The sequence below is a fragment of the Streptomyces cylindrosporus genome (genome assembly GCF_022698165.1).
In the GTDB taxonomy this organism is placed as follows: Bacteria; Actinomycetota; Actinomycetes; order Streptomycetales; family Streptomycetaceae; genus Streptomyces; species Streptomyces cylindrosporus.
In genome coordinates, this window is record NZ_JALDAY010000016.1 from 244,858 (window position 1) to 269,931 (window position 25,074).

A 25,074-nucleotide genomic window follows, 5' to 3' on the forward strand; every position below is an offset into this window, starting at 1 on the left:
ACCCGACGTGTCCCAGGGGACCGATGTCGACCCGGCCGAACTGCGTGCGTCCGCCGGAGCCTGTAACGGGATCGCCCGCGCGATGAAGGGTCCCGCCGACAAGGCCGTGAAGGAGGCCGGGGCGGCCGGTGGCTCGCTCGCCGGCTGGTCGATGGGGTCCGCTCTCGCCGAGATCTCCAGCAGTTGGAAGCCCGCGCTCGACGGCCTGCACGACCGCGTCCAGGCCGGCGGCGACAATCTCAGATCCTCCGCGGACGGCCACGAGTGGAACGACGAACGTGTCTCCCAGGACTTCGAGAAAACGGGCAGCGATACGTCGACACAGGCCACGCCCGGCGAAATGCCCGCGGTGCTGCGCCCGGCCCCGCTCGACCCGCGCGCCTCGTACGGCACGAACATGCCGACCTACGAGGAAACCGTCAGTACCCGCCCCACACCCGGCACGAACGACTTCGGCTGATCGGGGTGACCGCCGTATCTGCACAGGACACGTGTTGAAGCATTTGCGGATGCGTTGGTAGGTTCACGCCGGTCGAGACCCGCCGACCCTTCGACCCTCCGACGAGGTACCCCTTGGACAGCGCACCCGACAGCTCCGGCAAGCGCGTGGACGACTCCGAGTTCCTGGAGATGACCCAGCAGGACCCCGTGCAGGCGAAGATCCTGCGGCGGTCCCTGGAGCATCTGGCCTCGGGGCTGGGCGGTGACGCGCTCAAGGAGATGGCCCAGGAGGTCCTCTCCGGGCGTATGGGTCTGCGCGAGGCGGCCGATGTGTCGGCGTACGCCGAGCAGGCCGTCGAACGGGCGGCGCCGCTCGCCGAGAGGTGGGCCGCCCTGTCCGACGGCGAGCGGGAGGCGCTCGCTGCGGAGGGCGAGCGGCAGATCGAGGACGAGCGGCGGCGGCTCGACGAGGAACGGCGCACGGAGTCCGAGAACCGGCCGGGCACGAAGTCGCGCCACGACGGCAGCGGCTGGTCCCTGTACTGACCGACCGGACCGGTTCCTTGCACTGAGCGGCTGATGGGGGAGATGTGGACTTTCGGGTGGAGCCCGGCGCGATCGACGGCTTCTCGAAGCTGGTCGGGCGGGCCGCGGACGGCAGTGCGCAGGCCGTGACGTACACCGGCACCAACGCGCGGATCGAGAAGACGGCGGGCGGCGACGCCTGGGACCTCGTCGCGGGCGACCACGACCACTACGTGAGCGAGGCCAAGAAGGCGCTCGAGAAGGTCAAGGGCGTACTGGAGTCGTCCGCGAAGGAGCTGACCGGCACGGCCAAGTACTACCGCGAGACCGACCGCGGCGAGGCCGCCAAGCTCGACGCCACGTATCCCGGCTCCAAGGTGCCGGCCGGCCCTTCCGGGGGCGATCCTCAGGACTTCTCCGACGCCAGTGACGCCGTGGACACGCTGAAGGCGCCGGGCGGCGACAGCAGCAACCCGCTCGTGAAGTACGCCTCCGGGCACGCCGACGAGTACAAGATGAGCCCGGTGCAGAAGACGCTCGGCAGCGCCCTCGACCTGGGCAGCCCCTCCGCGATGGCGGTGGAGGCGTCCAAGCTGCTCTTCGACTTCGACCCGTTCGCCGTCGTGACCAACTGGGTCTTCGGCGACTGGAATTCGTACAACGACTGCTCGGACGTATGGGGCAACCTGGCGTCCTTCTGTGACGCGGTGGCCGCCAACATCCGCAAGGGCAACCAGAACGTCGGTCTCAGCTGGGACGGCAACGCGGCCGATGCCGCGACCGTCTACTTCGACGAGTTCGAGAAGAAGCTCGGCGAGATCAAGGAGACCTTCAAGTCCCTGCAGAGCTGTTACGCGCAGGCGGCCCAACTGGCCTTCCAGTTCGCCGAGTTCCTCAAGTCCTTCCTGGTGATGTTCTGCGATCTGCTGGTGATCTGGCTGGTCAACCTGCTCGCGGCCGAGGCCGTCAACGCGATCCCCGTCGGCGGTCAGGTCGCCTCCGCGGCCATGTTCGCGCTGGCCGCGGCGGAGGCGATCCGGCTGATGGAGATGTGGGCCGAGGCGTCGAAGGCGTTCGACACGTTCGCCTCCGCACTGAGCGCGCTCGGCGTGGTGATGTCCACGGCGATCAACGGTTTCTCCGCGGCGGACGGATTTCCCCAGGTGGGCAGCGGCTACGACCACGCCGCGGTGTGAGACGGCCGGCACAAGGAGCTTCGATCATGAGTTTCCCCGGCGGGTCGGGAACCCTCGACCTGTTCCTCTCCCGCAGCCGCGTCGCCACCGTCGCGTCGGTGCCGGTCTGCCTGGCGGCGATGGTCTTCTTCATCATGGAGGAGGGCTGGCACTTCAGCCTCCTCCTGTGCTGCGTCCTGCCGCCGATCGCCGCCTACCTGGGCATCCGCGGCATGCGCGAGATCCGCGCCGGGCTGGCGGCGACGGGCCTGGCGCTGGCGGTCGCCACGCTGCCGCTCGCCTTCGTACTGGCGTCGATCGAGGCGTCGTAACCCTCCGATCGGCTTGGTGCGACGGTCAGTTGGAGGAGCCGCCCGTTCGTTCCCGGTGGCCCTTCCGGTCAGGTGCGCCCATGTAGCCGGGCTCCCGTTGCGACTCGCCGAACCACAGGTGAGGCGCCTGCTTCCGGATCGCCGCGACGACGTGCTCGTGTGAACTCGCCGGGACGGGAAGGCGGTAGCGCAGTCGCGGGAGCCCGGGGTGCAGGGGCTCCTCGTCGCGGACCAGGGGCCACAGGACCGGATCGTCGCGCTGGATGGGGTAGTTGGGGCACAGCTCGACGGAGTACACCTTTACCCGGCCGCGGCCCCTGCCCACCTCGCTCCAGTGCAGACCGACTCCGGCGAGGCCCTGCCAGGGGATGACGTTCTGCGTCTTGCCGTCGCTGACCCACAGGCCGGTGTGGTCGACGCTCACGCTGGAGTGCCGGGCTGACCAGGTGGCGATCAGGCTGGTCACGCCGATGAAGCCGATGAACAGCCCCATGACGATTCCGCCGATTCCTTTGAGGCTCGGGTCGCCGCTTCCGAGCCCGGCGGTCACCGCGATGCCGCCGACGAGGACCAGTGCGGCGATCGCCGTGAGCACGATGCCGAGGGGGAGCATCCGCGTGGAGGCTCGGCGGCCGGTGGGCACGACGACGGCGGTGGGGGAGGGGGTGAGTTCGCTGGAGGATGACATACGGAGGATCCCTGGTCCGGTGCGGGGCGTCAGGCCGGCCGGCGCCTGTTGCCGATGACGTGAGCGAGACCGGCGGCGGCGACCGCCGCGAGGACGAGACCGAGCGGGGAGAACCAGTCGATCCCGCCGTCGGCACCGCTGTGCCACCACGCCTTGACCGGGTAGAAGGGCTCGGCCCGCAGCAAGTCCCCGACGAACGTGGGCGATTGCTCGACGGCGCCGACGAGCGGCACGGCGTTGGTGTAACCGAACAGGGCCCCGAGCGCGGCGACGACGGCCCCGCCGATCCGGGCGCCGTTGCTGTGCGGAGCCATCCTGCCGACGAGACAGCCGACGAGCGCGCCGTTGACCAACGCGTGGAGCAGATAAAGGGTGTTGGCCGTGGTGACCGACTGGTCCTTGTACGTGCCCAGGATGAGCCCGGTGTAGAGCAGCGAGACGACGAACGAGACCAGGAAGCCGAGGAGCACGGCACCGACCGGGTTCCCGCCGACGCCGCTCGGCTGCTGCCCGTACGGCATCGCCTGGTACGGCGGCATCGGCTGCGGCTGTCCCGGGTACATCGGCGGCTGACCGGGCACGGGGGCCATCGGAGGCTGTCCGGGCACGGGAGCCATCGGAGGCTGTCCGGGCACGGGCGGCGGCCCGAATCCCGGCGCCTGCTGCGGCGGCGGGACGGGCTGGGCGTACGGGTTGTACGCGCCCTGGGGCGGCTGGGGTGGCTGCGGCGGCAGTGGAGGCTGCGACGGCGGTTGGAACGGCGGCTGACTCATCGGTTTCCCACGAGGTGAACGGACTCGGACTGCCACGGAGTGAACAGGCAAGAGCAGCAAGTTACCAGTGAGATCAGGAGGCGGTCGTCGGGGCTGGAGCAGGGTGCGTGAAGGGTGAGGGGCGAGTGAACGATCAGCGGATACGCAGCGCCTTCGCGCCGAACTCCGTGGCGACGACCAGGATTCCGTCGGGGGAGAGGGCCGCCGCGGTGAAAGGGGCGTCGGAGAGCAGCGTCGCCATGACCTTCTCGCCGGCCTCGTCCCACACGCGCACGTAGTCCGCGCCGCGGCTCAGCCGCATCCGGGCGGCGGCCTGCTGTTCCTCGGACGGGTGCAGGAGCGCAGCGGGATCGGTGCCGTCGAAGGCATCCGCCTGTACGAGGCCGCGGACGAGCACCGCGGACGGGGCAGGTCCGTTCTCCTCGCCGGCGGCCTGCGTGAGTACGGCGACGGGGACGCCCGGTCCCTCCGGACGCGGCAGGACGGCCGTCGTGACCGCGCTGACACCGGGGACCGGCAGGCTCCACAGGGTCTGCCAGGGCAGGTCGAGGCCGAGGCGGCCATGGATGGCCTCGGCGTAGTCGGGCAGGCCGTCCTCGACGAACGCCGTCTCCAGCAGGGCGGCCCGGAGGGCGGCCGGTGCCTGGGTGCGGGTGAGGAGGGGCGCCGTACGCAGGTACGTGCGGGCGGGCGCGCCGAGTTCCGCGGGCGGGACCGCCTCGATGGCGGCGCGCAGCCGCACCGGGTCGGCGTGGACGAACAGGCCCGGGTCGGTGAGGAGTTGGGGCAGCAGACCCGCCTCCAGGGTGTGGCCCGCGATGTGGTCGCGGACGTACGGGTCGGCCTTGCTCCAGTCCTGCTCCGGCACCGCCTCCAGCAGCGTCATCGCGATCCGGGTCTGGGCGGCGCGGACGTTCGGCAGGCCGGCGCGGATGTCGTCGGCGACGGCCGGGTGCAGCAGCCGCAGCAGTGTGCGCGGGCCGCCGTCCCCGTCCGGACGCAGCGACTCGACGAACGGTCCCGCGAGCGCGCCGCTGTTCGCGAGGGCCGCGCTCATGTCCTTGCCCGCAAGGGAGTTGACCAGCCGGATCCACAGATCGATGGGCAGACCGTCGCCCTCCGCGAGCGCCAGCGGCGCCAGCAGCTGACGCAGGGTCTGCGGGTCCGCTCCGAGACGGTGCGCGTGCAGGTCGACTGCCTCGCCGACGGTGGAGGGCAGGAGCTTCTCGTCGTACGGGGTGTCGGTGGCCGGGCCCGTGAGGATGCTCTGGACGGCGAGCTGCACGACGAGCGGGCTGGTGCCGGCCCGGCGTGCGATCGCCTCGGCGAGGGCTCGCCGGGCCGAGGGATCCGAGGTGAAGGGCCGCTCCGGCGCACCGGCGGCCCGCGGATCGAGCAGTGCGTCGGCCCCCGGACCGAGAAGTGCGGCGGCCTGCCGCACCAACCCCGGCCCGTCGGCCCACCGCGGCTCGTCGAGGTCGATGACCTGGACCGCGCCGGGCGGGAGCGCGCCGGCCAGCTCGGCGGCGAAGTCTCGCGGTACGTCCGCGAGCAGCCGGACGCCTGCGGTCGCGGCGAGCGGCTTGAGCACCTCACGTACGACTCGGGCCGGCTCGCCCGCCGTACGCACCGGTCCTGCCCGGTCGACGTCGGGGACGACGACCGTCTCGGTCCGGCCGAGGGCGCCGAGGGCGGCGTACACCTCCTCGACGCGGTCGGCCCGCACGCCGTAGTGCTCGGCGATCAGCCACCCGAGCTGCGCCGCGGTCAGCCCCGCCGCACTCGGCACCGCCGGGGCGGGAAGCTCGGGCGGTACGGTCGACGGGTCGAGGTCCGCCAGCGGCAGCCGCCCGCGGAACTCCGGGTCGCACAGCATCAGGAACCCGGTGAGCAGATGCGAGCGCCCGCTGCCCGGGCTGCCGGTGAGGACGACGACACGGGGTGCGCCCGGCGCCCCCGCCCGCCAGTCGGCGAGTGCGCGCAGCACAGCCGTGCGGCCGCCTATGTAGGGGTGGAGCGCGTAGCCGGTGGTCGGGGCGGTCATGCGGGTGTCAGTCCTCGGGTGGGCCGGAGCGGGGGACGGAGGCTAGGCGTGGCGCTCGACGTTCCTGCGGTAGAGCGCGATCGCCTGCTCGGTCGGGAAGTTGGGGACGGTCACGGACTCACCGGTCGCCTTCGACACCACGATCTTGGCTCCGCCGGGCGGGGCGGGCCGGGGCGGGCCGGTGGTCTCCGCGGGCGGCGGGAAGACCGGGTACACGAGGTAGCCGATGTCGAACTCGTGGACGTGGAGCTCGGCGGGGGTGCCGTCGGGCAGCTTGGGCTCGGCGTACCGCGCGCGGACGATGTCGAGGGCCTGGTCCGGGGTGGTGGGCGGGGTCTGCGGTGCCGGGGGCGGGGTGTCCGAGGTCATGGGCTTCCTTCGTCTGTCACCTGGGGCGGGGGCGGCTGCGGTCAGGTGGGGAACTCGTTGACCCAGGCCCCTTCGAGGAGATGCTTCGGCAGGTACTCGGACTCGACGGTGATGGTGAAGCCGGCCTGGACGGCGAGGCAGGACACGGCCAGCGGGCCCAGAGCCACGAGACCCTCGGCGGTCAGCGCACGGTCCTCGTCACTGGTCCAGTACTCCTTGTGCCACTCCACGGCTTTGGCCAGCTCGGCGTTGAACCTCTCCTGGTCACCGCGCGCCAGCTGGGTCAGGAGGTTCATCGGCGGATACATGATCTTCAGTACGCCGTCGCGCGGCGCGTGCCGCAGCGCGGCGGGATCCGTCCCCTCCACCGCGGCCACCAGCTTGTCGCCGAACTCCGGACGCTTGAGCCAGTACGCCTGGAGCGCCTCCACCCAGTCGTAGATGTACTCGTCGAGAACCCCGTCGGCCTGCCGAAGAAGCGACACGGGGAACTGGCACAGCTCGGTCATCCGCTTCTTCTCGCGGCAGACACAGGCGAGCCAGAAGGCCTTGATCCAGTTGCCGGCGTGGGCGCGGGGCAGGGCGCCGGCGCGGATCGTCCGCATCTCGTGACCGATGCGGTACTCGAAGGTGGTGCCGGCCGGGGCCCGCGCCGACACGAAGAGGGCGGCGCCGACCTGCATGGCGGTGACGCAGGCTTCCCAGGTCTCGAGCTTGTCGGCCTCCGGGTCCAGGACGCAGTGCTCGCCGAAGAGCTCGATGGCGGTGGCCAGAACGTTCGAGAACCACGAGGGTTCATTCTGCAGCCCGTCGATGTCTTCCCAGAAGTCCTTGGTGTGGGTTGCGAGGATCCTCGCGGAATTGCGCGTCGGGAACTCATGTCGCGGAATCTGCATCGCGTTCCTTCTCTGCTTCCGTTCTGATGTCGAACTGCTTCATCTCGTAGCCCTGGTGCTCGCCCCCCGAGGAGTTGCCCTTGACGAGTATGTACTTGACCCGCGACGGGTTCGCTTCGAGCGCCTTCCTGAGGTCGCCTGCCAGTTTCCGCTCCGCCTGCGCGGCTTCCAGTTCGGCGTCGGTCGTCGCGGTCCGCTCGTTCCGGCGTGCGCGCGCCTCCATCTCATGCAGGATCGTCTCAAAGTACGCGCGAGTGCCCTGCCGGACCCTCGGCACACCGGGACTCGGAGCGTCCTGGCTGTCCAGGCCGTCGCCGTTCTGCGCGCCGTCGCCCTGGTCCTGACCTGGATCGCCCGGTGAAACGGGCTGGTCGGAGCCGGCCTCCGGTGCGAGCCCCCGCCGGTCGCCGAGCTCGGCCTCCAACGAGCCCTTGGCCTCCACGACGACGTAGTGGGGCGGGTCGGTGCTGGGGTCCCTCCAGATCTGGTCGAACCGGTTGTTTCCCATGGACCGGTCGTCGACGCGGTCGTAGTCCGGGAAGTGCCGGGGCATCACGTGGTGCTCGGCGACGGCCTCGCCGTAGTCCTCACTGGCCCGCGTCATCTTCCCGTGCAGCGGACTGTGCTTCGCGTCGGCTTCCTCGAATTTCTTGAGGTTCTCCGGCGTCTTGTTCGCCTCATAGGCGTCCTTGGCCGCCCTGCGGTCCTTGTGCGGCTGGTTGTCGGCGTCGATCGCGTCCTGACGTTCCTTGGCGGCCTGGTCCAGCCGCTTCAGGTTCTCGTCGGAGATCTCCGTGTGCCGCTGGCCCGAAGCAGCGCCCTCGTCGATGTAGGACTCCGGATCGGCCTCCGGGGCGTCCTTGGCCAGCATCCAGGGAGCGTTCGGATCGTTCGTGGGATGCAGCTGGGGGACGGGACGGCCGTCCTCGGCGGGGGCGGTCACGCTGCGCCGGTAGCCGCTCCTCGGGTGGTAGTACTTCTCGAACCAGGCCTTGTCCTTCGGGTCGTTCGAATTGGCCCGCGCGAGCATGTCCAGATCACGCTGCCTGCGCTGGTCCGGGTCGCCGGAACCGTCGCCCGCGGGCTCCGCGGGAGTGGAGGGGTGTTCCGGGTGCGCGGGCCCGGGCGGCTGCGTGGACTGCGTCGGCTGCGCCGGCTGTTCGGCGGCGATGTCGCCGTACAGCGGCTTCTTCCCGTCGACGGAGTCCTTGACGTAGTGGGCCGCGTCGGCGTTCCTGCTCTCCGGCAGGCTCTCACGCGCGGGGACCTCGGAGTCCTTGGTCATACGACCCGGACGGTCACGGTGGTCGTCGGCCGCGGAGGGGGTCGAGCCGTCGGGGCGTGCCTGGTCCGGGGGCGCGGGCCGATCGTGGTCCGGGACGTCGGGCCGGTCGTGGTCCGGCGCCTGCGACCGCGGATCCTCGGCGTGATCGGTGTGGTTCTGGTCCGGGGCCGGTTCGGAGTCCGGACGCGGATCGTCCAGACGCCGGCCGTCGGGGTGCTCGGTGGTGTCCGGGTGCTTCTGCGTGGGGGTGTCGTGGTCCGGGTCCGACGCGCGGGGGTCCGGGGTGCGGGGATCGGTCGTACGCGGATCGGTTGTTGTATGTGGATCCGTGGCGCGCGGGTCGTTGGTGTGCGAATCGGCGGTGTGCGGATCGGCGGTGTCCGGGGCGGGCCTGCCATCGGCCTGAGAGTGCTGCGTCTCCGTCCGCGGGTCCGGGTGCTTCTGCTCCGAGGGGCTGTCGTCGGACTCGCTCGCGGGCCGGTCGTTCTCGCTTTCGGGCCGGTCGTCCCCGTGCCCGTCCCCGGTCTCGGCGTTCGTCGTGTCCGGGTCGGGCGTCGACGGCTGGGCCGGGTCGTCGTCGCCCTGCTTCGGCGCGTCGCCCGAGGCGTCGTCCTGCGGGGCCTGGGTGCTGTCCGCGTCCCCGCCGTTGTTCTCGGAACTCTCCGGCTGGCCTTGGCCGTTGTCCTGGGCCGCGGGCACCGCGGGATGCAGCGGGTTGCCGTTGGGGTCCAGCGGGATGTGCCAGACGTGGTCCGCGTTGGTGATGTGGAGCGGGGTGTGGCTGACGTCCCCGGTCTGCGTGTCGATCCAGATGATGTTGCCGTGGTGGTTGACGGCGTTGAAGGCGTGGCCGCCCCCGTTGTTCGGCCAGCCGACCTGGACGATGGCCGCGGAGCCGTGCCCGGCCTGCTGGAGGTCCCACGCGATACGGGCGGGGGTGTCGGGGTCGTCACCCCGGCCGGCATACGTGTGCGGCGCACCCGCCCAGCGGATCTGGTTGTCGTTCGCGTTGTCCTCGGGGGACCAGTAGTCTGGCTTGCCGTTCGCGTCGAGGTCGAGCGTGCGCGGCGCGGAGACCTGCGGATTGCCGTACCAGGTCTCCAGGAACGAACGGGAGCAGTCGGCACAGTTGTTGCTGCGCCCCGGGACGGTGTTGCCGCCGTCGTTCTGGAGCTGGGACCAGTTGCCGAAGGGGTCGGGGTAGCGCTGCGGGGTGCCGTCCTCGTTGCGCGGCACGGCGTCGGCCAGCGCCTGCTGGTCCGCCGGGTCGGGCTGGGTCAGACCGCCGGGGTAGTGGTCCAGGTCGGCGCGGATGTTCTCCAGGCTGTCCTGGTTGGGGTTCTGCTGGTGGTTGGGGTCGCCGGGGGTGCCCATGGGCGAGGCGGGGGCGTTCGGGGTGGCGGGACCCGCGTGCGCCGGGGCCGCGGGGGCGCTCGGCGTGCGGACGACGGTGGGCACCGGGACGGGCGTGACCTGCTGCTGGTGCTGTTGCTGCTGGGAGTTGGACGGGGTCTGCTGCGACGGGGACGCGCCCTGCCCGGCCGGTGGCGGCGGGGTGTTGGGCGTGCCGCCGGAGGGCTGCGGGGGGCGGGCCGGGGTGGCGCCGGTGCCGGGCTGGTTCTGGGTGCCGGGTGTGGTGGTTTGCGCGGCGGGGCCGGGCTGGGGGGTGGAGTTGGGGGTACGACTGCTCGGGGACGCCGGGTTCGAGGTGCCGTTGTTCGGCGTCGAGGTCGACGCGCGGTCGGACCCGGACCCGGACCCGGAGCCGGTGCTGGTGCCGGTGCTGGTCGAAGTGGACGCCGTCGTGGCGGACGAGGTCCTGGGTGCGGTCGACTGACCCGAGTTCTGGCTCGGAGTGGTCGTGGTGGTCGAGTTCTGGCCCGGCGTACGGGTACGGGTGCCGTCGTTCGAATCCGTGGTGCCGCGGGGTGTGGTGCGGTCCCCCGGGGTGGTGCCGGGCGTGGTCCGGGACGTCGTCCCGTCTCCTGGCCTGGTCCCGTCTCCCGGCCTCGTCCCGTTCGCATCGCGCGGGACCGTGCCGTCCCCCGGCCGTGTACCGGGCGTGTTCCGCGAGGAAGTCCCGTCACCCGGCGCCGTGTTGGTGCTCGTGTTCCCAGGAGTGTTACGGGTGTTGGTGGCATCCCCGACCGGCGTGCCGGGCGTGCGCTGCGTCGGCGTGCGCCCGTCCGCCGGGCCCTGCGTGCGCCCGTCCGCCGACGGCGTGGACGTACCACCCCGAGGCGTGGTCGCCGTCGCCGACGCGCTCGCCGTGGACGCGGACCCGGTGCCGGCAGAGGACGTAACCGTCGTACTGGCCGAAGGCGTCCTCCCCGCCCCCGAGTTGGCGCTCGGCGTGGACGCGGGCCCGCTCCCCGTGCCGGCCGACGACGTGACCGCCGTACCCGCTGAAGCCGAAGGCGTCCTCCCCGCCCCCGAGTTGGGACTCGGCGTCGAAGCCGGCCCGCTCCCCGTGCCGGCCGACGACGTGACCGACGCGCCTGCCGAAGTGCCCCTGCCCGCACCCGAGTTGGCCGTCGGGCTCGTCGGCGTGGAACCCGACGCCGCGCTCCCCGACGTACCCCCGCCCTGGTGCGAACCGCCCATGCCGCCGCCACCGCCCCCGACGGAAGGCGCCACCGGCGACGTCGGTATCGCGTTACCGCCGTCCGCACGACCACCCCCCGCCCCCGCCGCCGACGGATCGCTCGCCGTCGGCGTGGGTGCCGCGTTGGTGTGGGTCGGCACACTCGCGGCCAGGCTGTCGACCGAAGTGCTGATGCCGCCGCCGTGACCGCCCGCCGACGACGAGCCGCCTCCGGACGACGCCGAGGCCGAGGCCGACACCGTGTGCGGCGTCGGCGACGCCAGCCCCGACACGGACGAGCCGCCGCCGGAGTGGGACGGACCGGACGTGCTCGGCGCGGCGCCGCCACCGCCCGAGTCCCCGCCACCGTTCGAACCGCCGCTCGGCGAGGGGTCGTCGAAGTCGGACAGGGTCGGACCCGAGGTCGCGGGTGCCGGCCTCGCGTAGGAGTCCGGCGTGGACCCACCGTTCCCGGAACCGGAACCGGAATCGGACCCGGACCCCGCCCCCGACCCGGAGTCGGAACCCGGTCCCGAACCCAGATCCACGCCACCGACGTTGTGCCCCCCGGTGTCGGCGGAGATCCCGCCACCGATGTTCGTCCCGCCCGCCGAACGCGTCGACCCCGACGAGTCGGAGCCCCCGCCGTCACCACTAGACGAGTCGGAGGAGTTCGAACTCCCCCCACCGTCCGACGAGTTGGAACCCCCGTCGCCGTCACTCCCTGACGACCCCGACGGCTCTGACGACCCCGACGACCCTTCCGACCCTGACGAGCCCCCGTCGTACCCGTCGATACGACTGTCGACCGCATGGTGGGCCCGATGCCCCGCCTTCTCGCCCAGACTGTCCCGCACGCCCTCCAACAGCGTCTGCGGCGTCTGCTTGATGGCCTCCCACGCGCCGTCCTTGCCGGCCTTCACGGTCGTGGCGAGGTCGTAGCCCGACTGGGCGCCGAAGCCGACGTTCACCGTCTGGCGGATCAGGTCGGTGATGATCGCCTCGATCGCGGAGATCGCGGGCTCCTTCATCGCCTCCACGATCGCCTCGATCAACGCCTCTTTCAGCTCGTCGAGGAGCCGGCGCACGATCAGCCGGGTGACCTGGGTCGCCCCCAGCGCGCCGGCCTCGGACAGCCCGAAGGTGAACGGCGCGGCGGCCTGGGCCGCGACGATCTCGATGGCCAGCGCGATCAGCTGGGCGATCACCGCCCACTTGGCGAACTCGACGACGTAGGCGCACGCCTCCATCACGTTCGCGATGGTGTAGGCGGCGGTCGCGGCGTTCGCGAGGTAGCCGTCGCCACCCCCGCCACCTCCGGCACCGCCGTCGAACTTCGCGTACGTCTTGGTGAACGCGTCGATCGACTCACCGGCGTTGTGCGCGACCACCTGCCGGGCACTGGCGTTGGCCGTGGTGTGCAGCCCGGTGACGTCGTCGCCGAACTTCCGCCACAGGTCGGCCGAGTCCCTGAGCTTGTCCTCGTTCGCCGTAGGCCAGCGGTAGCCGAGCATCTCGAGCACCCACTCGAGTTCGTCCGGCAGCATCATCGCCACAGCAGAAAGCACCCCCGTATGCCGACACGGCCGTACAACTCCCTCGTCGGTCAAGGGAAATCACACAGGAGTACAGCCGCCCGCAGAGTTTACGGAATCACCGGCAGCCGACTTCAGGGGATTGCTGTCACAAATCCGTTTCAGGTCCCGGAGCCGCTCAGACGAAGTAGCTCACGACGTACGACACCCCGGCGCCCAACAGCCCCACCCCGAGCATCCCGATCAGGACCGGGCGCGTCACACCCCGGCCCGACGCCTCCCACGCCTCGTCGTACGAGACCCGGCTCGGGCCGAACGGCGCGTACCCCGTGGCGAGGCAGAAGACGCCGAGCCCGGTGAGGACCCAGCCGCCGAAGAACGCGGCGAAGAAGCGCCAGGCGCGGGGCCTGTCGGTGCGCACGTAGTCGCCGTCGCCCGCGCCGGCCGACGTCGGCGCGTCGACCTGCTGCACCGACAGCTCCGTGCCCGGCGCGTAGTGGGACCTGACGCGCACGGCCGCGTCGGCGTCGGTGCTCCCGCCGTCCGCGGACACGAACCGGCCGTCGCAGCGCACGGTGAGCCGCTTCTTGCGGCTGTTGCGCGAGCTGTTCAGCGAGGAGTCGTCCACGCACCGCTTCACCGTGAGCGTGCCGTGCGTCCCCGCCCAGCCGACGGTGTACGCCCCCTCGTACGCGCCCCAGCCGCTCATCGCGAGCCCGGCGAGCAGGAAGACCAGGCCGCCCCAGCGCCCGAGCCGCCCGACGAGGCCGCCGCCGGCACCGGCGCCGCCCTTTGCTGCTTTCTGCGCTCCTGTGCCCTGTGTCTGAGCCATGGCAGTGAGGCCTTCTCCTTCTCCCCTTCGGCGCCTTCTCCTCTGCGGCGGGTGGGTGTCAGCATGGCACCTCGGCGTTACGGGAGATACTGCGGGTGCCGAGAGGGAGCCGAGCGCGCGCCGGCCGGCGAGGCACAGGAGGAGAAGCGAAGCGACATGACCAGTCAGCCCGAGAACTCACCGAACCCGCAAGGCACTTCGACCGACCGCGGGGTTCTGGACGAGGCCCTCGAACCGGAGCAGATCCGTTCCCTGAACACCGCCCTGCGCAAGCTGACCGAGACCGACGCCGCCGGCAGGGACCTCCAGGACGCGGCGAAGAAGCTGCTCTCCGGCCGCCTCGCCCTGCGCGACGCCCTGGACGATCCGGGCGTCTCGCGTGCCCTGGGCAGCGGCATGGCGAACCTGCGCGGCCAGTGGGAGTCGCTCTCCGACGAGGAGCGCGACCGCATCCGCCACGGCGAGCCGCTGGGGACGACCGACCCCTCCGCTGAGCAGCCCGAGCCCAGGCGGGAGGAAGGCCGCCCCTCCCGGCCCCCCAGGAAGGAACAGGGCCGGCACAGCGGCGGCTTCTCGCTCTACTGACAGGCTCCGGCCACTGGCAGGTTCCGGTACCGACCCGTCCTACTCGGCCGGCACCCCGCCGTTGCGCGGTGTCGGCTCCAGGTCGAACTCCCCGTCCCGGGCGCCCAGTACGAAGGCCCGCCACTCCGCCTCGGTGTAGCGCAGCACGGTGTCGGGGTCCAGGGAGGAGCGCATGGCCACCGCACCCTCGGGGAGGTAGGCGATCTCGACGCGCTCCTCGTCCTCCTCGGTGCCGGGGGCGCAGTGCCACTCGACGTCCGAGATGTCGAGGGCGTACAGCTCGTCCCGCTCCCGCTCCTTGCGTGCCCTGATGTCCTCGGCCTGAGTCCCGACCTCGTTGTCCCGTGCCTCGGTCATGCTGCTGGGGCCTCTTTCTGACGTGCGAACCGACTGTGTGCCACACCTTACTTGCGCGCGTGGTGCTCACGCTGCGGAAGGGAAAGGTTCCAGGGGGTCACCCCGACACGGATCTCAGGTCTGCTGGCGGCGCAGATGGTGCACACCCGTCGGTATCTGGACCTGACCGTCGTACTCGGCGGTCGTCTGCTTCCAGATCTCGTCCTGCTTCGCCTCGTTCTCCTCGTGGGCGATGCCCATCTTCGTGAACGCGATGCCCATGCCCGCGAGGCGCTCCGCCAGGCTGCCCATCGACTGGTACATGCCGTCGCGCAGACCCTCGTACACGACACCGAACTTCTCGCCGATGTCGTCGTCACCCCACGGCGGGGTGTCGCCCTGGCCGCCTTCGAGCTGGCCGAGGCCGGTCTGCAGGGCCTTCACGGCCTTGGCGAAGTCCTGGCCGACCGTGAACATGTTGAAGCCCTCGGTCTTGAGGACCTTGGGATCGGAGTCCATGTAGTCCGACGACACAACTGCCCCCCGTGCTCGTCTCTGTCCCTCGTGGCTCGTCTTTTCTCTCGCAACGTCACCATAGCCGCCGCCACTGACACAAGGGGGCGGCACCCGTGCGGGTACCGCCCCCTAGTGCACCGTCGGCGCCGATCAGAACCGGGCCGGCAGCCACCCCGTCTGGATGAGCTGCCCGCCACGGCGCCGTGTGTGGAAGTACCCACGGCCGGGCGGCAGTTGGGTCGCCGTGATGCTGCCGAGCAGCTGTCCCTCCGAGCGGTCGCCGGAGAGCACGACACCCTGGGCGCCGAGCTCGCGCATGCGCTGCATCACCGGCTCGTACAGCGACCGGCTCGCACCGCCCGAGGAGCGCGCGATGATGACGCGCAGGCCGACGTCACGGGCGAACGGCAGGTACTCCAGCAGCGGGGCCAGCGGGTTCACGCCGGTCGCCACCAGGTCGTAGTCGTCGACGATGACGAACGCGTCCGGGCTGCTGTACCAGCTGCGGTTGCGCAGCTGCTCCGGCGTGACGTCCGGTCCGGGCATACGGCGGTTCATCGAACCGGCGAGCCCCTCCAGCGTCTCCGACAGCGCGGGCGCCGAGGCGCAGTACCGGGACAGGTGCGTCTCCGGCACGCCCTCCAGGTGCGCACGCCGGTAGTCGCCCATGACGATCTTCGCCTGGTCCGGCGTGTACCGCTCGGTGATCTGCTTGACCAGCAGCCGCAGCAGCGCCGACTTACCGGACTCGCTCTCACCGAACACGATGAACAGCGGGTCGGTCTCGAAGTCGACGAAGACCGGCGACAGCGAGGACTCGTCGATGCCGATGGCCACACCGCGGTCCGGGTGCTCGAAGCCCTTCGGCAGCCGGTCGGAGGCCAGCATCGTCGGCAGCAGACGTACCGCCGGGGCGTGGTTGCCCTGCCAGTTGTCGTTGATCCCGCGGACCAGGATCGACGTCGCCTCGGACAGGTCCTCGGTCGCCGAGGAGCCGTCGACCCGGGGGAGCGCGGTCATGAAGTGCAGCTTGTCCTGGGTCAGACCGCGGCCCGGCACGCTCGCCGGCACGTTCTGCGCGACCTTGCGGTCGATCTCGGACTCCGTCGGGTCACCGAGCCGGAGCTCGATGCGGTTCTGCAACATGTCCTTGAGCGCGGGCCGCACCTCGGTGTAGCGGCTCGCGGTCAGGATCACGTGCACACCGAAGCCGAGGCCGCGCGTGGCGATCTCGGTGACGGTCGACTCCAGCAGCTCGTAGTCCGTCTTGAAGGTCGCCCAGCCGTCGATGACGAGGAAGACGTCACCCCAGGGCTGGTCGGGCAGATGACCGGCCGCCCGGCGCTGCCGGTAGGTCTGCACGGAGTCGATGTTGTTGGTACGGAAGTACTCCTCGCGCGAGTTGAGGATGCCCTCGACCTCGCTGACCGTACGCCGCACCTTCTCCGCGTCGAGCCGGTTGGCGACCCCGCCGACATGGGCCAGCTCCTCCATCGCGATCAGACCGCCACCGCCGAAGTCCAGGCAGTAGAACTGCACTTCGGACGGCGTGTGGGTGAGCGCGAACGACGAGATCAGCGAGCGCAGCAGCGTCGACTTGCCGGACTGCGGGCCGCCGACGAACAGACCGTGACCGGCGCCGCCGGAGAAGTCCCGGTACAGCACGTCACGCCGCTGCTCGAAGGGCTTGTCCACCAGGCCGACCGGCACGTTCAGCCGGCCGAGCGCCGTGTAGTCGGGCGCGGTCAGGCCGCGGTCCTGGGTGACGGCGAGCTGCGGGAGCAGCTGCTCCAGCGAGGGCGCCTCCTCCAGCGGCGGCAGCCACACCTGGTGGGCGGGCGGGCCCTGGTTGACCATCTTGCCGACGATGACGTCGAGGACGGTGTCCGCGAGCGCGTCGTCGATCCGGTTGTCGGCCTCCGGCTCCTCGATCACCGGCTGCGGCGGCAGCGCCACGTGCGCCGCCGTGAACAGCGCGGGCCGCAGCTGCGTCGAGCGGTTGACCCGGGAGGGACCCTCGCCGTGGTACGCCCCCGACACGTACGCCGCCTTGAAGCGGACCATGGTGTCGGTGTCGTAGCGCAGATAACCGGAACCGGGGATCGACGGCAGGTGGTAGGCGTCCGGGACACCGATCGCCGTCCGCGACTCGGCGGCCGAGAAGGTCCGCAGACCGATCCGGTACGAGAGGTAGGTGTCGAGGCCGCGCAGCTTGCCCTCCTCCAGGCGCTGCGAGGCGAGCAGCAGATGCACACCCAGCGAACGGCCGATCCGGCCGATCTGGATGAACATGTCGATGAAGTCCGGCTTGGCGGTGAGGAGTTCGGAGAACTCGTCGAGCACGATCACCAGCGAGGCCATCGGTTCGAGGGCGGCGCCGGCGGCCCGGGCCTTCTCGTAGTCGTGCAGGTTGGCGTAGTTGCCCGCGGTGCGCAGCAGCTCCTGGCGGCGCTGCATCTCACCGGTGATGGCGTCCCGCATACGGTCGACGAGCGTGAGGTCGTCGGCGAGGTTGGTGATGACGGCCGCGGTGTGCGGCATGTCCGCCATGCCCGCGAAGGTCGCACCGCCCTTGAAGTCCGCCAGGATGAAGTTCAGCGTCTCCGAGGAGTGCGTGACGGCGAGACCGAGGACGAGCGTGCGCAGCAGCTCCGACTTGCCGGAACCCGTCGCACCGACGCACAGACCGTGCGGGCCCATGCCCTCCTGGGAGGCCTCCTTGAGGTCGAGCATGACCGGCTCGCCGTTCTCGCCGACACCGATCGGCACCCGCAGCCGCTCGTGCAGCGTGCGCGGCCGCCAGGTGCGCGAGACGTCCACCGAACCGGCGTCACCGATGCCCATGAGGTCGGTGAAGTCCAGGTTGGACAGCAGGGGTTCGCCCTCTTCGGCCGAACCGACCCGGAACGGCGCGAGCTGCCGGGCCAGCGACTCGGCCTGCTCCGGGCTCAGCACGTCGGGCTTGCCGCTGTACGCGGACTCGTGGCCGACGAACAGCTGCATCCGGTTCGGCTTCACATACGCCGTGAGCCCCGCGCGCAGCTCCTCCTCCAGCTCGCCCGGCGCGATCTCCAGGAAGGTGACGCCCTGCAGGCCCTCGGCGCTGGCGAGTTCGGAGTCCGGCGGTACGGTGCCGCCGTCGAGGACGACGATCAGGTGCGGCTGGTCGTAGACCGGGTTGGCGTCCCGGTTCCAGCGGGGACGGTCGTCCAGCTGGGTCGCCAGCGCCTCCTCCAGCTCACCGAGGTCGTCGAAGAGCAGCCGGGAAGAGCCCGCGCCGTCCTTGGACTTCGGGTGCTGGGCGTGCGGCAGCCACTTGATCCAGTCCCAGTCGGCCGCCGCGGACGGGTGGGCGACGACGGCGACCATCAGGTCCTCGGGCGAGTGCAGCGTGGCCAGTTGGGACAGGGTCGCGCGGGCGTTGCCGTAGACCGTGTCGGAGTCGCCGCAGATCGTCACGTGGTAGAAGGCGCGCAGCGAGACGGAGACCGGCAGGTCGCTCAGGCTGCCGTGCGCGTCGAGGAAGGCCTTCATGGCCGCCGCGGTCAGCGGCTCCAGCTCCTCCTTGGGCGCCGTGTCCGGCGCGACCAGCGGCGTGTTGAGCTGCTGCACACCGCGGCCGATCCGCACGGACGCGAAGTCCGCGTCGGTCGGGCGCCGCTCCCACAGCCGCTTGCCGTCGGCCGCCACCGCCCACAGCTGCTCCGGGTCGGGGTGCTGGAACAGCTGGCTGAGCCGCTGCAGCTCCGCGGTCTTGTGGACGTCCTTGCGGACCTGCTCCAGATAACGGAAGTAGTCGCGCCGGTCCTGGGCCATCCCCGCGCCGCCGCCCTGCCGGGACTTGGCGAACTGCGCGATGGCCATGGCCAGCGTCGAGGCCAGCATCAGCCCGCCGACCACCCTCATGTACGAGGGCAGGTTGGGCATGAAGAAGAAGCCGACGGAACCCAGCATGCCCATCATGGGCAGCAGGTTCATCAGCATGCTCTCGTCGCCCTCACGAGGGATCTCGGGGGGCGTCTCCAGTCTGACCTCGCCGTCCGGTACGACCGGGGGCGCTATCCGCGGTGGCCGTTTGATGATGACGACGCTCACCGATGCACTCATCCTTCGTGATTGATACGTCCAGGCATCGACGCCCCCGTGTACCGCGACGTGTTTCCGATCGCGTAGGCGTCCGCGTAGACGTCGATCCTACTGATGCGCGCCGGGCGCGAGGGAGCCAGGAGGATGGAGAAGCCGAGGGGGTCCGGGGAGAATTGCGGGAGGGAGCCCCTGCGGCCCGTACGGCAAGGGATAGGGTGGCGACTCGCGTCGTACGAACTGCATGAATGCAGCCTTGTCTAGCAGGGGGAACACCAGGTGAGCACGGGGACTTCGACAGGTTTCTGCCGAATCACCATCGCAGCGCCGGACAGCCGAGTCGATGTCGCGCTGCCCGAGGACCTTCCGATCCAGGACCTCTTTCCTGAGATCATCCGGCTCTCGGGCCTCGTCCAGTCCGACACCAGTCTCTCCGGATACCACCTGGTGACCCGCGAGGGCCAAGTGCTCGACGCGAGCCGCTCGTTGCTCGAACACCGGGTGCGCGACGGCGAGGTGCTGCTGCTGCGCACCTTCGCCGACTCGCTGCCGCCGGCCGTCCACGACGACGTGGTCGACGCCATCGCCGCCGCGGTCAAACAGGACATTCGCAGCTGGAACGACAATCTGATGCGGGTGGCCGGCCTGGTCGCCGGTTCGCTGCTGCTGATCATGCTCGGCTTCGTGTTCTGGTTCGCCGACCCGATCCGGCACGACATGCACGGCCTCCAGGGCATCCTCGCCGGCGTCACGGCCCTCGCCCTGACCGCCCTCGCCGGCATCCGCGCCCGGGTCTACGACGACCGGGCCTCGGCCGTGGCGCTGGGCATCTCGGCGCTGCCGCACGCGCTCATCGCGGGCTCCGGCGTCATCCCGCAGGACGCGCACGAGGGACCTGGCCGCATCCAGTTCCTGGTCGGCTGTGTCGCCGTCCTCGTCTTCTCCGTCGTACTGATCATGCTGCTGCCGCAGGGCGACGCCCCGTTCGTGGCCGCCGCGCTGGCCTCCGCGATCGGCACCCTCGCCGTGTTCTGCGGTGTCCTCACCGACGCCGCGCCGCGCGAGATCGCCGCCGGCACCTCGGTCGTCGCCCTGGCCGTGGTCGGCTTCCTGCCCGGCTGGTCGGCCCGCTTCGCCAAGCTGCCGATCGGCTTCCGCAACCCCGAGGAACTCGCCCGCGCGCGCCGCGAGGGCCAGGAGGGCGACCTCGAAGCCGTCGACGTCCAGCGCATCGTCGCCCAGACCAGCCGGGGCCACGAGCTGCTGCTCGGCCTGGTCGGCGGCTGCGCCGCGGTCGTCGTCGGCGCGGGCGGCGCGGTGCTCGGCTTCAGCGACAGCGGCTGGGCCCAGCTGCTCGCCCTGTGCACCGGCCTCGCCGCCATGCTGCGGGCCCGCCTGTTCCGCTACACCGCCCAGGTCACCTGCCTGTTCGTGGCCGGTGTGGTCACCCTCGCGCTGCTGGTCCTCGGCCTCGCGATCTCGCCGCCCGCCTCCGTGATCATGGACCTGCTGCAGGGCAACTCCGGCCCGGTCGACGTACGCACCCTGTGGCTCGGCGCCTCCGTCGGCGCGGGCGTCCTCCTGCTGATCGCGATCGCCCTGATCGTCCCGCAGAAGGGCCTCTCCCCGTTCTGGGGCCGGATGCTCGACCTCGCGGACTCCCTGGTCCTGCTCTCCCTGGTCCCGGTCTGCCTGGCCGTCCTCGACGTGTACGGCAAGGTCCGGGGCGGCGTCTAGGCCTGGTACTCTGTGTGACGGCCGTTTGTGTACACACCCGGACGGCCCTCAGCCTCCCGAGTAACGGAAGCTCCCCCGAGATGTGGACCGGGGGCACTCGGAGGCCACTCACAGACTACGAGGAGTACGCGTGCCGCTCGACGCCGCTACGAAGAAGCAGATCATCAGCGAGTTCGGCCAGAAGGAGGGCGACACCGGCTCCCCCGAGGTCCAGGTCGCGATGCTCTCCCGTCGGATCTCCGACCTGACCGAGCACCTCAAGACCCACAAGCACGACCACCACTCCCGTCGTGGTCTGCTCATCCTGGTCGGTCAGCGTCGCCGCCTGCTGCAGTACCTGGCCAAGAAGGACATCCAGCGCTTCCGTGCGCTGGTCGACCGCCTCGGCATCCGCCGCGGTGCGGCGGGCGCCAAGTAAGACGTGCCGAGGGGAGCGGTTCCCGAAAGGATCGGGGACCGCTCCCTTTGCGTACGTGCGGAAACGTGCGCAGTGTCACACCCGCTTTGTAGTGTGGTAGCACAACGCAGTAACACGAGGAGAAGTGCACCTCGCCGCCGCCGGTCCTCGGTAGTGGCCCCCGGGCGATGCGAACCCCGGGTGCTTCGATCGAAGACCGGCCCGCACCAGACGGAGCGCTTCTCCGCGTACGTCCCCCCGCCACACGGGCGGAAAGGGACAAAAGACGAAACGCAGACGAAAGTAACGGAGAAAACGCTAGTGGAGAACGAGACCCACTACGCCGAGGCCGTCATCGACAACGGCTCCTTCGGCACCCGCACCATCCGCTTCGAGACGGGCCGCCTCGCCAAGCAGGCCGCCGGCTCCGCCGTGGCGTACCTGGACGACGACACCATGGTGCTGTCGGCCACCACCGCCTCCAAGAACCCCAAGGACCAGCTCGACTTCTTCCCCCTGACGGTGGACGTCGAGGAGCGGATGTACGCCGCCGGCAAGATCCCCGGCAGCTTCTTCCGCCGTGAGGGCCGCCCCTCCGAGGACGCGATCCTCACCTGCCGCCTGATCGACCGCCCGCTGCGCCCGTCCTTCAAGAAGGGCCTGCGCAACGAGATCCAGGTCGTCGCCACGATCATGGCCCTCAACCCCGACCACCTGTACGACGTCGTGGCGATCAACGCCGCCTCCGCGTCCACCCAGCTGGCCGGTCTGCCCTTCTCCGGCCCGATCGGCGGCGTCCGCGTCGCGCTGATCAACGGCCAGTGGGTCGCCTTCCCGACGCACTCCGAGCTCGAGGACGCCGTCTTCGACATGGTCGTCGCGGGCCGCACCCTGGAGGACGGCGACGTCGCGATCATGATGGTCGAGGCCGAGGCCACCGAGAAGACCATCCAGCTGGTCAAGGGCGGCGCCGAGGCCCCCACCGAGGAGGTCGTCGCCGCCGGTCTGGACGCCGCGAAGCCCTTCATCAAGGTCCTCTGCAAGGCCCAGGCCGACCTCGCCGCGAAGGCCGCCAAGCCGACCGCCGAGTTCCCGATCTTCCTCGACTACCAGGACGACGTCATGGAGGCGCTGACCGCCGCCGTCAAGCCGGAGCTCGCCTCCGCGCTGACCATCGCGGGCAAGCAGGAGCGCGAGGCCGAGCTGGACCGCGTCAAGGGCCTGGCCGCCGAGAAGCTCCTGCCGGAGTTCGAGGGCCGCGAGAAGGAGATCTCCGCCGCGTACCGCTCGCTGACCAAGTCCCTGGTCCGAGAGCGCGTCATCAAGGAGAAGAAGCGCATCGACGGCCGTGGCGTGACGGACATCCGTACGCTCGCCGCCGAGGTCGAGGCCATCCCGCGCGTGCACGGCTCGGCGCTGTTCGAGCGTGGCGAGACCCAGATCCTGGGCGTCACCACCCTCAACATGCTCCGCATGGAGCAGCAGCTGGACACCCTCTCCCCGGTGACCCGCAAGCGCTACATGCACAACTACAACTTCCCGCCGTACTCCACCGGCGAGACCGGCCGCGTCGGCTCCCCGAAGCGCCGCGAGATCGGCCACGGCGCCCTCGCCGAGCGCGCGCTGGTCCCGGTCCTGCCGACCCGCGAGGAGTTCCCCTACGCGATCCGTCAGGTGTCCGAGGCCCTCGGCTCCAACGGTTCGACGTCCATGGGCTCGGTGTGCGCCTCCACCATGTCGCTGCTGAACGCCGGTGTGCCGCTGAAGGCCCCCGTCGCCGGTATCGCCATGGGCCTGATCTCCCAGGAGATCGAGGGCGAGACGCACTACGTCACCCTCACCGACATCCTCGGTGCGGAGGACGCCTTCGGTGACATGGACTTCAAGGTCGCGGGTACCAAGGAGTTCGTGACCGCGCTCCAGCTGGACACCAAGCTGGACGGCATCCCGGCCTCGGTCCTGGCCGCCGCCCTGAAGCAGGCCCGTGACGCCCGCCTCCACATCCTCGACGTGATGATGGAAGCGATCGACACGCCCGACGAGATGTCCCCGAACGCCCCGCGGATCATCACCGTCAAGATCCCCGTGGACAAGATCGGTGAGGTCATCGGCCCCAAGGGCAAGATGATCAACCAGATCCAGGAGGACACCGGCGCCGAGATCACCATCGAGGACGACGGCACCATCTACATCGGTGCCGCCGACGGCCCCTCCGCCGAGGCCGCCCGTACGACCATCAACGGCATCGCCAACCCGACGATGCCCGAGGTCGGCGAGCGCTACCTGGGCACGGTCGTGAAGACGACGACGTTCGGCGCCTTCGTCTCGCTCCTCCCCGGCAAGGACGGTCTGCTGCACATCTCGCAGATCCGCAAGCTCGCCGGCGGCAAGCGCGTGGAGAACGTCGAGGATGTCCTCGGCGTGGGCCAGAAGGTCCAGGTCGAGATCGCCGAGATCGACTCCCGCGGCAAGCTCTCCCTCGTCCCCGTCATCGAGGGCGAAGACGCTGAGGACGACAAGAAGGACGACTCCGACAAGTGACGTCGAGCAGCTCCACGGCGACGGCCCGCACCTCCTCGGAGGCGCGGGCCGTCGCCCGTACCCAAACCCTGATCAAGGGCGAGAACGGCATCGGCACGGTCCGCAAGACCACCCTCCCGGGCGGCCTGCGCATCGTCACCGAGACCCTCCCCTCGGTCCGCTCCGCCACGTTCGGCATCTGGGCGCAGGTCGGCTCCCGCGACGAGACGCCGGCCCTGAACGGCGCCACGCACTACCTGGAACACCTCCTCTTCAAGGGCACGACCCGGCGCAGCGCCCTGGACATCTCCTCGGCGATCGACGCGGTCGGCGGCGAGATGAACGCGTTCACGGCGAAGGAGTACACGTGCTACTACGCGCGCGTGCTCGACGCCGACCTGCCGCTCGCCATGGACGTCGTCTGCGACATGCTGACGGGCTCCCTGATCCTCGAGGACGACGTCAACGTCGAGCGCGGCGCCATCCTCGAAGAGATCGCCATGACCGAGGACGACCCGGGCGACTGCGTGCACGACCTGTTCGCGCACACGATGTTCGGCGACAACCCCCTCGGCCGTCCGGTCCTCGGCACGGTCGACACGGTCAACGCCCTCACCGCCGACCGCATCCGCCGCTTCTACAGGAAGCACTACGACCCGACCCACCTGGTCGTGGCGGCCGCCGGCAACATCGACCACAACAAGGTCGTACGACAGGTCCGCGCGGCCTTCGAGAAGGCGGGCGCCTTCAAGAGGTCCGACGCCGCGCCCATCGCCCCGCGCGACGGCCGCCGCGCGCTGCGCACCGCCGGCCGGGTCGAGCTCCTCGGCCGCAAGACCGAGCAGGCGCACGTCGTCCTCGGCATGCCGGGCCTGGCCCGCACCGACGACCGCCGCTGGGCCCTCGGCGTGCTGAACACGGCCCTCGGCGGCGGCATGTCCTCCCGCCTGTTCCAGGAGGTTCGCGAGAAGCGCGGCCTGGCCTACAGCGTGTACTCGTACACCTCCGGCTTCGCCGACTGCGGCCTGTTCGGCGTGTACGCCGGCTGTCGGCCCTCGCAGGTCCACGACGTGCTGAAGATCTGCCGCGACGAACTCGACCACGTCGCCCAGCACGGCCTCTCGGACGACGAGATCGCCCGCGCCATCGGGCAGTTGCGGGGTTCCACGGTCCTCGGCCTGGAGGACACCGGCGCGCTGATGAACCGTATCGGCAAGAGCGAACTGTGCTGGGGCGAGCAGATGTCCGTCGACGACATGCTGACCCGGATAGCCTCGGTCACCCCGGACGACGTCCGCTCGGTCGCCCGCGACATCCTGGGACAGCGGCCCTCGCTGTCGGTCATCGGCCCGCTCAAGGACAAGCAGGCCTCCCGGCTGCACGAAGCGGTCGCGTAAGCCCCCTCCCGAAGGAAACCAAGA

Annotated in this window: 19 protein-coding genes; 9 read left to right on the forward strand and 10 right to left on the reverse strand. The window is 70.7% G+C overall.

Annotated features, from left to right (window positions below):
- The first annotated feature begins 7 nt into the window (after nucleotides 1-7).
- The 4 genes from MQP27_RS43235 (at nucleotide 8) to MQP27_RS43250 (ending at nucleotide 2,473) form a co-directional block, all read left to right on the forward strand.
- Nucleotides 8-460 carry a type VII secretion target gene (locus MQP27_RS43235; RefSeq protein WP_242775899.1) on the forward strand — a complete coding sequence of 151 codons (453 nt, stop codon included), beginning with the start codon at nucleotides 8-10 and terminating at the stop codon, nucleotides 458-460.
- 113 nt (nucleotides 461-573) lie between these two features.
- The gene (locus tag MQP27_RS43240) at nucleotides 574-987 is read left to right on the forward strand and encodes a hypothetical protein (protein ID WP_242775902.1); all 414 of its coding nucleotides are present in this window, start codon (nucleotides 574-576) and stop codon (nucleotides 985-987) included.
- Between the two features lie 44 nt (nucleotides 988-1,031).
- Nucleotides 1,032-2,162 (forward strand): hypothetical protein, encoded by a 1,131-nt coding sequence (locus MQP27_RS43245; protein WP_242775904.1) that lies wholly within the window; start codon nucleotides 1,032-1,034, stop codon nucleotides 2,160-2,162.
- Between the two features lie 26 nt (nucleotides 2,163-2,188).
- Complete coding sequence (locus MQP27_RS43250) at nucleotides 2,189-2,473, forward strand: hypothetical protein (protein WP_242775907.1); 285 nt, start codon at nucleotides 2,189-2,191, stop codon at nucleotides 2,471-2,473.
- A gap of 25 nt (nucleotides 2,474-2,498) precedes the next feature.
- Here MQP27_RS43250 and MQP27_RS43255 read toward each other — a convergent pair whose 3' ends face one another.
- The 7 genes from MQP27_RS43255 to MQP27_RS43285 all read right to left on the reverse strand — a co-directional run bounded on the left by MQP27_RS43255 (nucleotide 2,499) and on the right by MQP27_RS43285 (nucleotide 13,479).
- Complete coding sequence (locus MQP27_RS43255) at nucleotides 2,499-3,161, reverse strand: hypothetical protein (protein WP_242775910.1); 663 nt, start codon at nucleotides 3,159-3,161, stop codon at nucleotides 2,499-2,501.
- Nucleotides 3,162-3,190: 29 nt separating this feature from the next.
- Nucleotides 3,191-3,778 carry a hypothetical protein gene (locus MQP27_RS43260; protein WP_242775989.1) on the reverse strand — a complete coding sequence of 196 codons (588 nt, stop codon included), beginning with the start codon at nucleotides 3,776-3,778 and terminating at the stop codon, nucleotides 3,191-3,193.
- A gap of 289 nt (nucleotides 3,779-4,067) precedes the next feature.
- Nucleotides 4,068-5,978, reverse strand: coding sequence for an ATP-binding protein (locus MQP27_RS43265; protein WP_242775913.1), 1,911 nt, complete (start codon nucleotides 5,976-5,978; stop codon nucleotides 4,068-4,070).
- A gap of 42 nt (nucleotides 5,979-6,020) precedes the next feature.
- Nucleotides 6,021-6,347, reverse strand: a complete 327-nt coding sequence (locus MQP27_RS43270) for an SUKH-4 family immunity protein (RefSeq protein WP_242775917.1) — start codon at nucleotides 6,345-6,347, stop codon at nucleotides 6,021-6,023.
- A 41-nt stretch (nucleotides 6,348-6,388) separates the two neighbouring features.
- Nucleotides 6,389-7,243, reverse strand: a complete 855-nt coding sequence (locus MQP27_RS43275; protein WP_242775920.1) for an immunity 49 family protein — start codon at nucleotides 7,241-7,243, stop codon at nucleotides 6,389-6,391.
- On the reverse strand, nucleotides 7,224-12,662 hold the full coding sequence (locus MQP27_RS43280; protein WP_242775923.1) for a toxin glutamine deamidase domain-containing protein: 5,439 nt from the start codon (nucleotides 12,660-12,662) through the stop codon (nucleotides 7,224-7,226). Before MQP27_RS43280 ends, MQP27_RS43275 begins: the two co-directional genes overlap by 20 nt.
- 163 nt (nucleotides 12,663-12,825) lie before the next feature.
- The gene (locus tag MQP27_RS43285) at nucleotides 12,826-13,479 is read right to left on the reverse strand and encodes a hypothetical protein (protein ID WP_242775926.1); all 654 of its coding nucleotides are present in this window, start codon (nucleotides 13,477-13,479) and stop codon (nucleotides 12,826-12,828) included.
- A gap of 156 nt (nucleotides 13,480-13,635) precedes the next feature.
- Here MQP27_RS43285 and MQP27_RS43290 point away from each other — a divergent pair, with 156 nt between their 5' ends.
- On the forward strand, nucleotides 13,636-14,064 hold the full coding sequence (locus tag MQP27_RS43290; RefSeq protein WP_242775928.1) for a hypothetical protein: 429 nt from the start codon (nucleotides 13,636-13,638) through the stop codon (nucleotides 14,062-14,064).
- Nucleotides 14,065-14,103: 39 nt separating this feature from the next.
- Here MQP27_RS43290 and MQP27_RS43295 read toward each other — a convergent pair whose 3' ends face one another.
- The 3 genes from MQP27_RS43295 to eccCa all read right to left on the reverse strand — a co-directional run bounded on the left by MQP27_RS43295 (nucleotide 14,104) and on the right by eccCa (nucleotide 19,011).
- Nucleotides 14,104-14,421 (reverse strand): DUF397 domain-containing protein, encoded by a 318-nt coding sequence (locus MQP27_RS43295; protein WP_242775931.1) that lies wholly within the window; start codon nucleotides 14,419-14,421, stop codon nucleotides 14,104-14,106.
- Between the two features lie 114 nt (nucleotides 14,422-14,535).
- The gene (locus MQP27_RS43300; RefSeq protein WP_242775933.1) at nucleotides 14,536-14,919 is read right to left on the reverse strand and encodes a hypothetical protein; all 384 of its coding nucleotides are present in this window, start codon (nucleotides 14,917-14,919) and stop codon (nucleotides 14,536-14,538) included.
- A gap of 147 nt (nucleotides 14,920-15,066) precedes the next feature.
- The gene (gene eccCa / locus MQP27_RS43305; RefSeq protein WP_242775935.1) at nucleotides 15,067-19,011 is read right to left on the reverse strand and encodes a type VII secretion protein EccCa; all 3,945 of its coding nucleotides are present in this window, start codon (nucleotides 19,009-19,011) and stop codon (nucleotides 15,067-15,069) included.
- Nucleotides 19,012-19,278: 267 nt separating this feature from the next.
- On the opposite strand from eccCa, the gene eccD reads away from it, so the two are divergent.
- The 4 genes from eccD (at nucleotide 19,279) to MQP27_RS43325 (ending at nucleotide 25,050) form a co-directional block, all read left to right on the forward strand.
- Nucleotides 19,279-20,736 carry a type VII secretion integral membrane protein EccD gene (gene eccD / locus MQP27_RS43310; protein WP_242775938.1) on the forward strand — a complete coding sequence of 486 codons (1,458 nt, stop codon included), beginning with the start codon at nucleotides 19,279-19,281 and terminating at the stop codon, nucleotides 20,734-20,736.
- A 130-nt stretch (nucleotides 20,737-20,866) separates the two neighbouring features.
- Complete coding sequence (rpsO, locus tag MQP27_RS43315; RefSeq protein ID WP_015657483.1) at nucleotides 20,867-21,154, forward strand: 30S ribosomal protein S15; 288 nt, start codon at nucleotides 20,867-20,869, stop codon at nucleotides 21,152-21,154.
- Nucleotides 21,155-21,454: 300 nt separating this feature from the next.
- Nucleotides 21,455-23,674, forward strand: coding sequence for a polyribonucleotide nucleotidyltransferase (locus MQP27_RS43320; protein WP_242775940.1), 2,220 nt, complete (start codon nucleotides 21,455-21,457; stop codon nucleotides 23,672-23,674).
- Nucleotides 23,671-25,050: a M16 family metallopeptidase gene (locus tag MQP27_RS43325; RefSeq protein WP_242775943.1), complete on the forward strand. Its 1,380-nt coding sequence runs from the start codon at nucleotides 23,671-23,673 to the stop codon at nucleotides 25,048-25,050. The genes MQP27_RS43320 and MQP27_RS43325 overlap by 4 nt, the downstream gene beginning before the upstream one ends.
- The last annotated feature ends 24 nt before the right edge of the window (nucleotides 25,051-25,074 follow it).

What these genes read in the sequence shown, in the direction of transcription:
- MQP27_RS43260 (WP_242775989.1), bottom strand. Translation starts at nt 3,778, where the DNA reads ATGGCTCCCGTGCCCGGACAGCCTCCGATGGCCCCCGTGCCCGGTCAG.
- MQP27_RS43265 (WP_242775913.1), bottom strand. Translation starts at nt 5,978, where the DNA reads ATGACCGCCCCGACCACCGGCTACGCGCTCCACCCCTACATAGGCGGC.
- MQP27_RS43275 (WP_242775920.1), bottom strand. Translation starts at nt 7,243, where the DNA reads ATGCAGATTCCGCGACATGAGTTCCCGACGCGCAATTCCGCGAGGATC.
- MQP27_RS43290 (WP_242775928.1), top strand. Translation starts at nt 13,636, where the DNA reads ATGACCAGTCAGCCCGAGAACTCACCGAACCCGCAAGGCACTTCGACC.
- MQP27_RS43300 (WP_242775933.1), bottom strand. Translation starts at nt 14,919, where the DNA reads ATGGACTCCGATCCCAAGGTCCTCAAGACCGAGGGCTTCAACATGTTC.
- MQP27_RS43250 (WP_242775907.1), top strand. Translation starts at nt 2,189, where the DNA reads ATGAGTTTCCCCGGCGGGTCGGGAACCCTCGACCTGTTCCTCTCCCGC.
- MQP27_RS43285 (WP_242775926.1), bottom strand. Translation starts at nt 13,479, where the DNA reads ATGGCTCAGACACAGGGCACAGGAGCGCAGAAAGCAGCAAAGGGCGGC.
- MQP27_RS43270 (WP_242775917.1), bottom strand. Translation starts at nt 6,347, where the DNA reads ATGACCTCGGACACCCCGCCCCCGGCACCGCAGACCCCGCCCACCACC.
- MQP27_RS43255 (WP_242775910.1), bottom strand. Translation starts at nt 3,161, where the DNA reads ATGTCATCCTCCAGCGAACTCACCCCCTCCCCCACCGCCGTCGTCGTG.
- MQP27_RS43295 (WP_242775931.1), bottom strand. Translation starts at nt 14,421, where the DNA reads ATGACCGAGGCACGGGACAACGAGGTCGGGACTCAGGCCGAGGACATC.
- MQP27_RS43280 (WP_242775923.1), bottom strand. Translation starts at nt 12,662, where the DNA reads ATGATGCTGCCGGACGAACTCGAGTGGGTGCTCGAGATGCTCGGCTAC.